13 protein-coding genes are annotated in these 14,790 nt (G+C 31.5%); 10 read left to right on the top strand and 3 right to left on the bottom strand.

Annotated features, from left to right (window positions below; translation table 11 throughout):
• Positions 1-53: 53 nt before the first annotated feature.
• From GBH57_RS09040 to GBH57_RS09030, 3 genes are read right to left on the bottom strand one after another with little or no spacing between them, the layout of a single operon-like run.
• Entirely contained in the window at positions 54-830 is a 777-nt protein-coding gene (locus GBH57_RS09040) for an O-methyltransferase (RefSeq protein WP_151674168.1), read from the bottom strand.
• Positions 831-839: 9 nt separating this feature from the next.
• Entirely contained in the window at positions 840-1,214 is a 375-nt protein-coding gene (locus GBH57_RS09035) for a group III truncated hemoglobin (RefSeq protein WP_151674167.1), read from the bottom strand.
• 28 nt (positions 1,215-1,242) lie between these two features.
• Entirely contained in the window at positions 1,243-3,114 is a 1,872-nt protein-coding gene (locus GBH57_RS09030; RefSeq protein ID WP_151674166.1) for an ABC-F family ATP-binding cassette domain-containing protein, read from the bottom strand.
• 108 nt (positions 3,115-3,222) lie between these two features.
• Between GBH57_RS09030 and GBH57_RS09025 the strand changes: the two genes are divergently transcribed.
• From GBH57_RS09025 to GBH57_RS08980, 10 genes are all read left to right on the top strand, one after another.
• On the top strand, positions 3,223-4,017 hold the full coding sequence (locus GBH57_RS09025; protein ID WP_151674165.1) for a polysaccharide biosynthesis/export family protein: 795 nt from the start codon (positions 3,223-3,225) through the stop codon (positions 4,015-4,017).
• Between the two features lie 3 nt (positions 4,018-4,020).
• Positions 4,021-6,477, top strand: coding sequence for a tyrosine-protein kinase (locus tag GBH57_RS09020; RefSeq protein WP_151674164.1), 2,457 nt, complete (start codon positions 4,021-4,023; stop codon positions 6,475-6,477).
• Positions 6,478-6,603: 126 nt separating this feature from the next.
• Positions 6,604-7,887: a nucleotide sugar dehydrogenase gene (locus GBH57_RS09015; RefSeq protein ID WP_151674163.1), complete on the top strand. Its 1,284-nt coding sequence runs from the start codon at positions 6,604-6,606 to the stop codon at positions 7,885-7,887.
• Entirely contained in the window at positions 7,887-8,867 is a 981-nt protein-coding gene (locus GBH57_RS09010; protein ID WP_151674162.1) for an SDR family oxidoreductase, read from the top strand. The genes GBH57_RS09015 and GBH57_RS09010 overlap by 1 nt, the downstream gene beginning before the upstream one ends.
• Before the next feature lie 22 nt (positions 8,868-8,889).
• Positions 8,890-9,747, top strand: a complete 858-nt coding sequence (locus GBH57_RS09005) for an ABC transporter permease (RefSeq protein WP_151674161.1) — start codon at positions 8,890-8,892, stop codon at positions 9,745-9,747.
• On the top strand, positions 9,747-10,979 hold the full coding sequence (locus GBH57_RS09000; RefSeq protein WP_151674160.1) for an ABC transporter ATP-binding protein: 1,233 nt from the start codon (positions 9,747-9,749) through the stop codon (positions 10,977-10,979). Before GBH57_RS09005 ends, GBH57_RS09000 begins: the two co-directional genes overlap by 1 nt.
• A gap of 6 nt (positions 10,980-10,985) precedes the next feature.
• Positions 10,986-11,774: a class I SAM-dependent methyltransferase gene (locus tag GBH57_RS08995; RefSeq protein WP_151674159.1), complete on the top strand. Its 789-nt coding sequence runs from the start codon at positions 10,986-10,988 to the stop codon at positions 11,772-11,774.
• A 70-nt stretch (positions 11,775-11,844) separates the two neighbouring features.
• Entirely contained in the window at positions 11,845-12,828 is a 984-nt protein-coding gene (locus GBH57_RS08990; RefSeq protein WP_151674158.1) for a glycosyltransferase family 2 protein, read from the top strand.
• The gene (locus GBH57_RS08985; RefSeq protein WP_151674157.1) at positions 12,825-13,940 is read left to right on the top strand and encodes a glycosyltransferase family 4 protein; all 1,116 of its coding nucleotides are present in this window, start codon (positions 12,825-12,827) and stop codon (positions 13,938-13,940) included. Before GBH57_RS08990 ends, GBH57_RS08985 begins: the two co-directional genes overlap by 4 nt.
• 6 nt (positions 13,941-13,946) lie before the next feature.
• Positions 13,947-14,774, top strand: coding sequence for a hypothetical protein (locus GBH57_RS08980; RefSeq protein ID WP_151674156.1), 828 nt, complete (start codon positions 13,947-13,949; stop codon positions 14,772-14,774).
• Positions 14,775-14,790 lie beyond the last annotated feature (16 nt).

Here is a 14,790-nt window from a genome sequence, read left to right as displayed (position 1 = left end):
AAATTATAGGAAAACCAAACTACTCATTGTTTGTCTTGATAATTGGTTTATCGTTACAGTCTTAATGTAAAATGTTGTTTTAATTGTTCGGTTCTAAAAAAAACAAGTCCCCATTTATAACTGTCAATACTAACCGTTACTTTGTCGTTTTCGATAATTTTTATCCAAGCAGTGGTCATCTCTTTGCTCCAGTAAATATCGTCAAAAATAAGAATAGTATTATTGTGGCAATGCGGTAAAAGTGATTCAAAATACTTTAACGTGTCAAGCTCTGTGTGATTACCGTCTATAAAAGCGAAATCAATGTATTTGTCTTTTGGAATGCTTCGGAAATATTCGTCAAATGAAACATTGTGCGTTGTAATATTGTTTAGGTTAAATCTTGAAAAATGTTCGGTAGCTTTTTTTAAAGTTTCAGGGCAACCTTCAACAGTGTTAATTGTTGCAGATGATTTTGCTAAGGACATTGCAACTGTTGCAATCCCTAACGAAGTTCCAATCTCTAATATTTCCGAAGGTTGAAAATAGCGTATTAGTTTAAAAAGTAGCTTTTGACGTTTTGGTGTAATTCCTGCGACTTTAGCAATTTTAGAGACAATTCTTGTGTTAGATTTAAATACCCGAGATCCAGACCCGAAATCTGTCACATCTACCGTAGAGGTGTCTTTTGATAAGCCGTTTCGATGTTTTTTTAAAATCTCAAACGAGGCGTTTTGTGCTTTTTTATAGACACACTTTGTGAGTAGGTCGTACACAAAAGGGGAGTGCACGCCATGTTGATTTGTGCTTTTTAATAAAAATTTAATGTATGATTTTAATTGATAAATCATAAATAAAAACTAGGAGTGTTTTGCAATTTTAAATTGCATTAATTGACCTATTTGTTGTGCTCTATTTATTGCTTCATTGGCTAATTCGCCAGAAAAATAATGCTCAATTGTGTCTTTCCATAAAAACAACCAGCGGTCAAAATGTGCTTTTGTTAATGGTGAAAGCGCATTTAATTCAAGGTGTTTGAGCATTGGGTTACCGCTATATGTGGCTTTTTTAACAAGTATCGATTCCCAAAAAGAACTGATATTGGGAATGTGTTTTTCGAAATTAAGCTGGACAACATCTGTGAAAAAGTGTGGGATAGTAGGGTCTATTATCGCTTTCTTGTAAAACTGATTGACAAGAAAAGTAATATCTTCTAAAGTTTCAATATCTTTCATAAATAGTGATATTAAATTAGTGTTTTTTTTATTGTTCTAATTTCTCACTTAGTTCAAACCATCTCATTTCTTTTTCTGCGATACTGTCTATGATTTCTTGTAGTTTTTTAGATTGTTTGTCAATTTCATCACCGTCCCAACTTTCTGTAGCGAATAGGTTTTGAAGTGTTTCACGTTTCTTTTCTAGGGTTGCTATTTCCTTTTCGAGTTTGCTGTGTTCTTTTTGTTCTTGGTAGCTAAGTTTAGTGGTTTCAGCTGGTTCTTTCCAGTTTTTCTTTTCGGAAGTTGCTTCGGCACTTGCGGCTCTTTGCTCTATTACTTTACTATCTTCATAAGTGCGATAATCTGAGTAATTTCCTGGAAAATCTTGAATAACACCTTCACCTCTAAATACGAATAAGTGATCTACAATTTTGTCCATAAAGTACCTATCGTGACTTACAACAATTACACAACCTGGGAAATCTAATAGAAAACTTTCAAGTACGTTAAGGGTTACAATGTCAAGATCATTTGTAGGTTCATCGAGTATTAAGAAATTAGGGTTCTGTATTAGAACAGTACATAGGTAAAGTCTTTTTCGTTCCCCACCACTTAATTTTTCAACAAAGTCGTATTGCTTTTTACGGTCAAAAAGAAAACGCTCTAATAATTGACCTGCGCTTATTTGGCGTCCTTTTTTCAAAGGAATGTATTCTCCAAATTCACGTATTACATCAATAACTTTTTGTCCTTCTTTAATGTTAATTCCTGATTGTGTGTAGTATCCAAATTTAACAGTATCCCCTATAACCACTTTACCAGAGTCAGGTTGCATACCGCCAGTTAAAATGTTTAGAAACGTAGATTTACCAGTTCCGTTTTTCCCAATAATTCCAAGGCGTTCACCACGTAAAAAGTTGTATTCGAATTGTGTGAATAGTTCCTTGTCGCCAAAGGATTTAGAAATTTTATGAATTTCAACAATCTTAGTTCCCATTCGCTCCATATTGAGTTCGAGTTGGACTTCGTGATCGTTACGGCGTTTATGAGCTCTTGCTTTTATTTCGCTAAAATCGTCAATACGAGATTTACTTTTAGTGGTACGCGCTTTTGGTTGGCGACGCATCCAGTCTAGTTCTTTTTTAAAGAGTTGTTTGGCTTTTCCTGTTTCTGTTGTTTCAGTTTCTATTCTTGCTTCTCTTTTTTCTAGATAATAGCTATAATTTCCTTTGTAGCTGTATAAGTTTCCTTCGTCGAGTTCAACAATTTCATTACACACACGTTCTAAAAAGTAACGGTCGTGAGTAACCATAAATAAGGTGAAATTTTCTTTAGCAAAAAGGGCTTCTAGCCATTCAATCATTTCTAGATCAAGGTGGTTAGTAGGCTCATCCATAACTAGTAAGTCTGGTTGTGTCAATAAGGCATTAGCAAGTGCTAAACGCTTTTTTTGACCACCACTTAAACTTTTTACCTTCTGTGATAAGTCGTCAAGTTTCAGTTTAAAAAGTATTTGTTTGTAGCGTGTTTCGAAATCCCAAGCATTATGTGCATCCATCTTATCAAATGCAGCTTGATAAGCATCAGAGTCATCTGGGTTTAAAAGAGCTTTTTCGTAGGCTTCAATTATTTTAAGGATTGGACTATCTGCATTGAAAATACTTTCTTCAACAGATAGGTTAGGGTCAAGATTAGGTTCTTGCGAAAGGAAGGCAACTTTTAGATTTTTTCTAAATACAACATTACCTTCATCTGGTGTGTCTGTACCTGCAAGTATGTTTAAAAGTGAAGTTTTTCCACTACCGTTTTTGGCAACGAATCCTATTTTTTGCCCTTGATTAATACCAAAGGAAATTCCTTTAAAAAGGATGCGTTCGCCGTAAGATTTTCCTATGTTTTCTACTGAGAGATAGTTCACGTTTTATTTTTTATGCAAATTAAGGTCATTTTAAGCACTTCACCTTCATATAGTTTTATAATTGCTATCCAAAATCCTATATTTGCTCATTAACAACCCTAAGCTTCTATGAGAATATTAAGTATCGCCTTTTTGCTACTATTAGTAGTTAGCTTTACATCCTGTATTCCTACTAAACGGTTAACCTATCTACAGGAGTCTGAAATAGTGTCAGATTCATTAATGCCTATTAGAAAAGTAAACGAACTTTATAGACTTCAAGTAAACGATTTAGTGAGCGTTAGAATTAAGGCGCTCGATCAAGAAAAAGTTGCTATATTTAATCCGGTAGGTGATGAGAATTTAAATGCTACTGGTGAAGAACGCTTGTATTATGATGGTTTTGTCGTTGATGTCCATGGGGATATTCGAGTTCCAACTTTAGGAAATGTGAATATTTTGGGTTTAACAGTAGAGGAGTCTCGACTTAAGATTGAAAAAAAATTACGTGACGAATTTTTTAGGGAGGATGCGGTATTATTTGTAACCGTGAAATTAGCTGGAATTAGGTATACTATAAATGGTGAAATAGGACAAACAGGTTCTAATATAGTATATCGTGATCAACTTTCTATAATGGAAGCTATTGCTAATAGTGGTGATATTACAATAACAGGTGATCGAGAAAATGTGGTGATAATTAGACAATATCCATCTGGTCAAAAGGTGCATCACATAGATTTAACAACTATAGACGCGATGAATTCGCCGTACTATTTCGTACAGCCTAACGATTTGATTTTGATAAATCCATTGCCTCAAAAGGCTATAGGTACAGGTACAACAGGATTGCAATCATTAACAACTATTATTACGGTGTTTACAGCACTTGTTACAACGGTTTTATTATTTACACGATTATAAACTATGAGTGATGAGTTCGAAATAAAAAATTTACAACCTACATTTGATATTAAGGGTTTTCTGTATAAACTAGTAAGCTATTGGCCATTGTTTTTAGTAACACTTAGTATTGGTTTAGGAATAGCTTATTATTTTAACGTTCGAAAACTTCCAGTTTATTCTATTGATAATTTAATCTCAATAAAGGATGATCAAAATCCTTTTTTTACTTCTAACACGAGCCTGACATTTAATTGGGGGGGGACAACAGATAAAGTTAATACAGCATTAATTATTTTAAATTCTCGTACTCATAATGAGGAAGTAGTAGATGCTTTAAAATACTACATATCTTATAAGTCGCAGGGAGAATATCAAAAAATAAACGCTTACAAGAGAACACCGTTTTTAGTAGATGTTGATACTGCTAAAATGCAGTTGTTGGGTCATGATTTAACTGTAGTTTTCAAGGATAGTGTGAGATTTGAGTTGTCCTATTTTCAAGAGTTAGACGGCGATTTGTCGTTTCAGAAATTTGATGGTTTAAAAGAAAAGACTTCAAAATTTGTTCCAGCTCAGGATTTTAAAAAAGAGTTTCGTTTAGGAGAAAAAATAAATACACCGTTATTTACAGGAACACTACTGCCAAATGAAAATGTAATTGTTGTTCCTGGAAAGCCTTACTTTTTTAGCTTTATTGATTTTGATAACGCAGTTTATAATCATTCAAAGTTATCTGTGCGACCAAACAAAGCAGGGTCTTCGGTATTGAGTTTGACTAAAACAGGTGCTAATAAAGCTGAACTTGTTGATTACTTAAATAACTCTGTTAACATTCTAGGACGCAATATGCTAGAACGAAAAAATTTGTTTGCTACAAAAACGATACGTTTTATTGATAGTAGTTTAACTCAAAAATCAAAAGAACTTTCAGGTGTTGAAGATGAATTAAATAAGTTTAAGGACAAGAATGCCGTATTGAGTCTTGATGAGGAAAGTATTGAGCTTAAAGAGAAATTGGGAGTTTTAGATATACGTAAAGAAGATGTTGTTAGAGAGTTAAATTATTACACGACTCTTAAAGAATACTTGAATAACAGAAGTGATTATAGACAAATACCAGCTCCTTCAGTAGCCGGTATAAATGAAGAAAGTGTAGTGGCGGCAGTATCTCGAATTGTAACTAAAGCAGAGGAACGAAATAGATTACAGTATAGTTATAAAGAAGGGTCTGTTGTTTTTAATGAAATTGATCGTGATATTGACGCGACTAAGCAAGTTCTTCTTGAGAATATTAATTCATCAGAGGGATTGTTAAACAGAGAGCTGTCTAATATTCAACGTGAAATAAATAAAGTAGAATATCAAACTAAAAAACTGCCTAAAGCACAGCAGGAGTTAATAAAAATTGTACGTAAATACGATATAAGTCAGGAAACTTATAATATGTTCTTAGCTAAATTAAGTGAAGCTAAATTAGTGAAAGCTGCAAATGTAAGTGATGTATTAATTATTGATGAAGCTAAAGACACTGGTGGAGGTAAAATAGGTCCTAATACTCGAATGAATTATATTATAGCAGTTTTACTTGGATTGTTATTACCATTACTATTTGTCTTTTTGTTAACTTTATTGAATACCAAAATTCAAAATGTAAAAGAGATAGAGCATTTGTCTAAAATTCCAATCTTAGGAGCGATTGGTAAAAGTTACGATAAAGATAATTTAGCGGTATTAAATAAACCAAAATCATCTATTGCGGAGGCTTTTAGATCTTTACGATCAAGTCTTCAATACATTTATAAAGAAAATGATATTAATGGTGCAAAAACGTTATTAATCACTTCTTCGATTAGTGGAGAGGGTAAAACATTTTGTTCTATTAATATTGCATCAGTATTTGCATTGAGTGGTAAGAAAACCTTATTGTTAGGATTGGATTTAAGAAAGCCAAAAATATTTGGTGATTTCAATATTGAGAATGATATAGGAGTTGTTAATTATCTGATTAGAGATGCAGATTTAGAAAGTGTAATACAGAAGACAGCAATTGATTCGCTTGATGTAATTGTATCTGGGCCAATACCGCCAAATCCATCAGAGTTATTGATGGGAGACCGTATGGCTGAAATGATTGAGCAGTTAAAAAAACAATATGATTATATAATTTTAGATTCACCTCCACTAGGATTAGTAGCAGATTCATTAGATTTAATGAAATTTAGTGATGCGAATTTATATGTAGTTCGTCAAAATTATACTAGAAAGGGAATGTTCCAAATGATTAATGAGAAATATAAACGAGGCGAAGTAAAAAATATTAGTTTTGTTCTCAATTATTTTGAAAGTAAAGCAAAGTATGGCTATGGTTATGGATACGGCTATGGATATGGTTATGGGGTTGATAGTAATGGATATCATGAAAATGACAATAAACCTGGATTAATTAAAAGAATATTAAATACGTTTAGAAAGGGTTAATTAGTAGATAGTTATTGATTTACATTAACTTTATAAATTAAGTTTTACTTTAGTGTTAAATAGCTAATGATGAACTTAAAATTATAAGTTCAAGGATACAAGTATAAAAGTAGAAATATAGAAAACATGAAAAAAACACCAACAATAGCGATTATAGGATTAGGATATGTAGGTTTACCTCTTGCTGTTGCTTTCGCAGAGAAGTTCAATGTTATAGGTTTTGATATTAATAAAAAACGTGTAACAGAGCTTAACAACGGAAAAGATTTTACATTAGAAGTAAGTGATGAAGAACTTTCTGCTGTGTTAAAAGGGACAGAAACTTCAAAACTTCATATTAGTGATGTTGCTGATGATATGAAAGATGCAACGGTGTTTATTGTAACAGTGCCTACACCTACAAATAAATATAACCAACCTGTACTTATTCCTTTAGAAAAAGCAAGCGAAACAATAGGTAAGTATTTGAAAAAAGATGATGTTGTAATTTACGAGTCAACAGTATATCCAGGTGTTACAGAAGATGTTTGTGTGCCTATTTTGGAAGAAATTTCTGGAATGAAGTTCAATAGCGATTTTTACGCTGGGTATTCTCCAGAACGAATTAATCCGGGTGATAAAAAGCATACGGTAACTAAAATATTGAAAGTAACCTCTGGATCAACTCCAGAAGCAGCTAAATATATTGACGATTTATATAAAGAAGTTATTACAGCAGGAACACACCTTGCACCTTCAATTAAAGTAGCAGAAGCAGCTAAAGTAATTGAAAACTCGCAACGTGATATCAACATTGCATTTGTAAATGAACTTTCTAAAATATTTAGACTTTTAGAAATCAACACAAATGATGTCCTTGATGCAGCAGCAACTAAATGGAATTTTATCAAGTTTACTCCAGGATTAGTTGGAGGGCACTGTATAGGTGTTGACCCTTATTATTTGGCTCAAAAAGCTCAGGAAGAAGGATATAATCCTGAAATTATTTTAGCCGGACGTAGAATGAATGATGGAATGGGAGCTTATGTTGCCCAAGAAACAATAAAGTTAATGATCCAAAAGGATGCTAAAGTAAAAAACTCTAATATTTTATTATTAGGAGTTACTTTTAAAGAAAACTGTCCAGATATTCGTAACAGTAAAGTAATTGATGTTTACGATGAGTTCAAAAAATATAACTTAAATATAGATGTGTATGACCCTTGGGCAAATGCTGCAGAGGTAAAACACGAATTTAACATAGATCTTTCAGATGAAGCTTCTTTAAGATCAGATTACGATGCGGTTGTATTAACTGTATCACACGATAAATTTAAAAACTTTGATTTAGACAAACACACGAGTAACCCCTCAGTTGTATTTGATGTAAAATCATTTTTCCCTACAAATAAAACAGACGGAACTTTATAATGTTTGAAAACAAATACCATACAAGAGAAATCACTGACTATAGTTTTTTAGTTTCTGGAGGAGCAGGATTTATTGGTTCTAATATTGTAGGCTATTTATTAAAATACGGTGCTAAAAAAGTGCGTGTTCTTGATAATCTAGCAACTGGATCAATGGACAATTTAAAAGAACATATGGACAATCCAGCTTTCGAGTTTGTGAAAGGTGATATCCGTAATATTGAAGATTGTAAGCGCGCTATGGAAGGAATTGATTACGTGAGTCATCAAGCAGCTTTAGGATCTGTACCACGTTCAATAAATGACCCTGCAACATCTAACGATGTAAATGTGGGGGGATTTTTAAATATGCTTATTGCTCAAAAAGATAGCGACACCGTTCAAAAAATGGTGTATGCAGCTTCTAGTTCTACGTATGGGGATAGTCCATCATTACCTAAAGTGGAAGAAGTAATAGGGAAACCTTTGTCACCTTACGCTGTTACTAAATTAGTAAATGAGTTATATGCAGATGTGTTTTATAAAACATATGGAACAAAAACTGTTGGGATGCGTTATTTCAATGTTTTTGGACCAAAACAAAGCCCTACAGGGGCTTATGCTGCAGTAATTCCGTTATTTATGCAAGCTCTAGTAGATGAGAAATCACCTACTATGAATGGCGATGGAGAGCAAACGAGAGATTTTACTTATGTAGAAAATGCTGTACAAGCTAACATACGCGGCATGCTTTCTGGAGACGAATCAAATAATGAGGTAGTTAATATAGCATACGGTGACCGTATAAGCTTAAACACCTTGTGGAAAGACTTAAAAGATGTTTCAGGTAAAAAGCTAGATGCTATTTATGGGCCGCCAAGAAGAGGTGATGTTCGAGATTCATTAGCAAATATTGATAAAGCGAGAAAGTTGATTGGATATGATCCTCAATTTTCAGTAGCTCAAGGGTTGAAAGTTACTTGGGAATATTTTACGCATTAATATTTCGGAAGAAAAGTAATTAATGAAAGACGATAAGTGGTTATATGAAATTACGTCTAAGCACAAGTTGCTTGATTTAAATCTGCCCGAAATCTGGCGCTATAGGGACTTGTTGATGCTTTTTGTAAAGCGAGATATTGTTACCGTTTATAAACAAACGATACTTGGTCCTCTTTGGTTTTTAATTCAACCACTTTTTACATCTGTTATTTTTACCCTTGTTTTTAATAACCTAGGAAATATTACAACGGGAAGTGTACCGCCATTTCTTTTCAACTTGGCAGGTATTACCGCTTGGAATTATTTTAAAGATTGCTTAACAGGCACTTCTACAACCTTTACCAAAAATCAAAATATTTTTGGTAAAGTGTATTTTCCAAGGGCGATTATGCCATTATCCGTAACGATATCTAATCTGTTGAAATTCGGGATTCAGCTGTTTATTTTCATTGCATTCTATTTGTATTATGCTTCGGCAGGTGCCTTACTTAGTCCCAATAAACTACTCTTTCTATTTCCCATATATTTAATAATGATGGGAATGCTAGGATTAGGGCTGGGGATGATACTTTCGGCTTGGACCACTAAATATAGAGACTTAACCATTTTACTCACTTTTGCAGTTCAGTTATTAATGTATTTAAGTGCTGTACCTTATCCTGTGGCAGAGGCGGTTAAGAAATTTCCACCGTATGTAGCTAATTTTGTTGTTTACAATCCCATGACGCAAATAATTGAAGGCTTTCGTTTTATGCTTTTAAACGATGGAACTTTTACGTGGTTTGGCTTTACATATACTTTAGTAATAAGTATTGTTATTTTTATAGTAGGGCTACTTATTTTTAATAAAACAGAGAAAAACTTTATAGACACTGTGTAATGGGAGTTATTCTAAAAGCTGAAAATGTTAGTAAACAATATCGTTTAGGTCTGGTAGGTACAGGAACTCTGTCGCACGATTTAAATAGGTTTTGGGCACGTATTCGCGGTAAAGAAGACCCTTATTTAAAAGTGGGCGCTGTAAATGATCGTGCTACTAAAGCAGAAAGTGAATATGTATGGGCTTTAAAAGATATTAACTTTGAAGTACAGCAAGGCGAAATTTTAGGGATTATTGGTAAAAATGGCGCAGGGAAATCTACCTTATTAAAACTACTTTCTCGCGTTACAGGCCCAACGACTGGAACTATTAAAACTAAAGGAACTATAGCCTCATTATTAGAAGTAGGTACAGGTTTTCATCCAGAACTAACCGGAAGAGAAAATGTGTATTTGAACGGTGCAATCCTAGGAATGCGTAAAGCAGAAATTGCAACTAAACTTGATGAAATTATAGAATTTTCTGGTTGTGAAAAGTATATTGACACGCCTGTTAAAAGATACAGTAGCGGTATGCGAGTGCGGCTGGCGTTTGCCGTAGCAGCACATTTAGAACCAGATATTTTAGTGATCGATGAGGTGCTTGCTGTGGGGGATGCTGAATTTCAAAAGAAGGCTATCGGTAAGATGCAAGATATAAGCCAAGGGGAAGGAAGGACAGTGTTGTTTGTGAGTCACAACATGGCTGCTGTAAAGAGTTTATGCACGAGAGCTATTCTTATAGAAAATGGCGAAATCACTTACTCAGGAAACGTAGAGAAAGTATTACAAAAGTATTATGGATTTGAAAAAAATCAATTTTTGGTTGAAAGTTTTTCTTCAGATAAAGATATATATTTCAATTCTGTAACTATTAATGACAATAGTAATGTATCTAAGTCTATTTATAATTATGAAGAAGATATTAATTTAAATATTTCTATTGAAATTAATAAAATACAAGAGAATTCTGCTCTTTTCGTTTTAATTATGAATGATGATGGTATAAGAGTTTTTTCTGCGGAAACTCCACTTAATGAGTTTAAAAATAATTACATTCTAAAAATTAATGGAGGGTTTTTATCAAAAGGTAATTACAAGGTTGATTTGTATTTGCATATACCTCTAATTAAGCGTTTTGATAGTTTAATTGATGTGTTATTTTTTAAAGTATTTGATACATCTTCTGAATTTACAAAACATAAAGATTTTAATCACGGTTTAGTTTTTGGAAATTATACTTGGATAAAATAAAATATTATGAAACAGTTAGCAAGAAGAGTTTTAGATTTAGTTAAATTATATCCTGATAAATTATTTAAAAAGAAATATGATCTTGGAAGTAAATATTTTGAAGATACATTTCACATTTCTACGGCCAAAAAATCTTTGCAAGAAATTAAACTTTCACCTAAACGTTTTGATATTATCAATGCTTGCCTTGATTCTTTAAATAGAGAAACCACTTATCTTGAGATAGGAGTACGTTTTCCAGAACATAATTTTGACAAGATAAATGCAACTCTTAAATATAGTGTTGACCCAGGTGTTGAAAATGTTGAAAACCCAGTTGATTTTAAAGTAACAAGTGATCATTTTTTTCATGGATTAAGAAATGGAGAGTTTTTAGAGAATGATATTCGTTTTGATGTAGTTTTCATAGATGGACTTCATTTAGCAGAACAGGTTGAGAGAGATATTGAGAATGCACTTCAATTTATCAAAGATGATGGGTTTATTATTTTACACGATTGTAACCCCCCAACAGAATTTCATGCTAGAGAAAACTATTCTTATATGCTATCACCAGCTTCTGGATATTGGAATGGAACTACTTGGAAAGCTTTTTTCAAATATAGATGTAGAGAGGATATAAACAGTTGTTGTGTAAATACGGATTGGGGAATAGGTGTGTTGCATAAAAATATTAAATTAGCCATACGACCAATAATATCTAATCCCTTTTATGAGTATGAAAAGCTTGTAGCTAACAGGTCAGAAAATTTAGGACTAATATCTTTTGAAGAATTCATTAAAGTAATTAATTAAAAATAATCTGTTATTATGATTTTCTTTATCAAAAAATCAATAATTTATTTATTAATTTTCATGATTTAATATGAGGGTACCTTTAATAAGCATAATAGTTCCAAACTATAATCATGAAGTTTTTTTAGAAGTTAGGCTTGATAGTATTTTTAATCAAACCTATAAAAATTTTGAAGTAATTTTATTAGACGATGCTTCAACTGATAATAGTTTATTTGTACTCAATAAATATAAAGAAAATGATAAAGTTTCTCACTTAGTTATTAATGATTTCAATTCTGGTAGTCCATTTAAGCAATGGAAAAAGGGAATTGATCTTGCTATTGGTGACTTTGTTTGGATAGCAGAAAGTGACGATTATTGTGAGCCTACTTTTTTAGAGGACTTGATAAATTTTAATAAAACTAAAGAAAATAAACTTTCAATTATATATTCTCAATCAATAGACGTTAATTCAAATGGAGTATTTAATAGTAATAGAGTAAATTTTACAAAAAACTTTAAACCTAATATTTGGGAGAATAATTTCAGTATTAGTGGTAATGAATTTATTGGAAAATATTTAAAAGTAAAGTCTGTAATTCCCAATGCAAGTGCAGTTATTTTTAAAAAATCATTAATTGAATCTAATATTTTGACCGAAGATCATTTAAAAATGAAGATTTGTGGAGATTGGCTATTTTGGTTGAAGATTTCAAAAAATGCACAAGTTGGTTTTCTTTCTAAAGATTTGAATTTTTTTAGATATCATTCAAACGTGACAAGAAACCATGATACTTCGGATAAAATATTATTAAGGTATAAAGAAGAAAAATTTATAAGATGCTATTTAGATAATTATACATCTGTCAATCAGTTTGTTGAAATAGAATTGTTCTATACAAAATGGTTTAGCCATCAGAAATTTTCAAATATTTTTAGACCTAATTTTTATAAAATAAGAATGCCTGGTATGACTTGTCATAAATTCGTGGCGAAGTTTTTTACTCAGCATAATACTTTTTCAAAGGTTAGGGATTTTTTAATGTTGAAGAAATTGAAAAATCAAATATGAAAGATTTTGAGGAATTAAATATTGCAATATTTTCACCAAATAAGAACCCTTATTCAGAGACATTTATCCAAGCTCATAAATTATTACTTAAAGGTAGAGTTCATTATTTTTACGGTAAAGGAGATAATATTAAGAACGAAGACGATAAATATAAAAGGAATTATTTAATATTTCTACTTTTTAAGTTATATGGTAAAATCACTAATAAAGGTTATTCTTACGCTAGGGATAGAGTATTATCAAATTCAATGAGAAAATTGAAGGTTGATGCTATACTAATTGAATATGGTACACATGCTCATCATTTAAGAAATTTTCTAAAAAATATTAAAATACCTATAACAGTTCATTTTCATGGCTCCGATGCTACTGTTAATAAGATTATTGAATTTAGTAACAACTACGAAGATGTTTTTGGTTTATCCAATAAAGTCATAGCTGTATCAAAAGATATGGAGAAAAAACTTTTAAATATTGGTTGTCCAAAAAATAAATTAATTTACAATGTTTATGGGCCAAGAATTGAATTTGAAGAAATCAATCCTAAATTTTCAAAAAAGAGATTTATTGCAATAGGAAGATTTACTAATAAAAAAGCACCATATTATTTAATTTTATCTTTTATGAAAGTTTTGGATGTGCATGAAGATGCTGAACTTCATATTGCAGGTAATGGTGTATTGTTTAATACTTGTACTAATTTAATAAATTATTTTGGGTTACAACATAGTATAAAATTAATAGGAGTAATAACTCCAGAACAGTACCAAGAATATTTGAGTACTTCTCGTGCTTTTGTGCAGCATTCAATAACAGCTGATAATGGTGATATGGAAGGTACGCCACTTGCAGTTTTAGAAGCAAGTGTGTCTGGGATTCCAGTTATATCAACTTTTCATGCAGGTATTACAGATGTTATAATAAATAAAAAAACTGGATTATTGAGTAAAGAACATGATGTGGATTTAATGGCAGATAATATGATTAAAGTATTAAGCGATTTAGATTACGCAAAAGAAATGGGTGCAGCAGGAAAAAATCATATTAAAAATAATTTTAGTATGGAAAGACATATAACTTCTCTTCAAGAGATTATCAAATCTACAATTTAAAGTATTATGAATAGAATCTTAGCTGTATTGGTAAACTATGGAGATGAACAAATTAATTATTTAGAAAAAGTAATTAATGAGTTGAAAAGCTTTCGTAAATACCATGTAACAATTATGGTTAACTCAAACATACCATTAAACATTAAAGGGATTGATATATTGAATATTCATGAATTAGATGACTATCAATTGTTGCCATCAACTTGTAGGAAGGATATTTGGGAAAATAGAAAAAACTACGATGTATTCTTATATGGGGAAAATGACCATTTATTTCTTGAAAAACATATTGATAATCACTTAAAATATGAAAAGCTATTGCCTAAAAATAGAGTATCAGGCCTAATTCAGTATGAACAAAATAATTTAGAAAAGTTTTATCCTGGTTATCATGCTCATTTTGATTGGGATTACAAATCAATTGAAAAGCACGGAGATAAGTATTTTGCTCATTTTACAAACTTACATCAAGCAACTTTTATACTATCACAAAATCAATTAATAAAGGTTGGTTCTAAAATAAACTTTGTCGTATTACATAAAGAAAAACCTGAGAATGAGTTTTATTTTAAGTTAAAGAAAAAGATGAGGGGGTATTTTTCATTGAAGACAAAAAGGAAATATGTTTATAGTCGAAAGTGTAAAGTGAACTCAGATATTTATGAATATGCAGGTTTAAAAAAAATGATATGTATAAGTGATTTTGAAGATAATTTAATACATCATTTACCTAATTTGTATATAAATGGAGATAAAGGCAGATGGAAGAATGATACTGATCCAAATAGAATGGATGTAGCGTTAAAAATTCTTTTTGAATTAATTGATAAATAGTATTAAACAAAATTGT

The organism is Patiriisocius marinus, from assembly GCF_008974325.1.
In the GTDB taxonomy this organism is placed as follows: domain Bacteria; phylum Bacteroidota; class Bacteroidia; order Flavobacteriales; family Flavobacteriaceae; genus Patiriisocius; species Patiriisocius marinus.
Note: the sequence above shows the minus strand (reverse complement) of the source record. Positions and strands in the feature narration are given on the sequence as shown.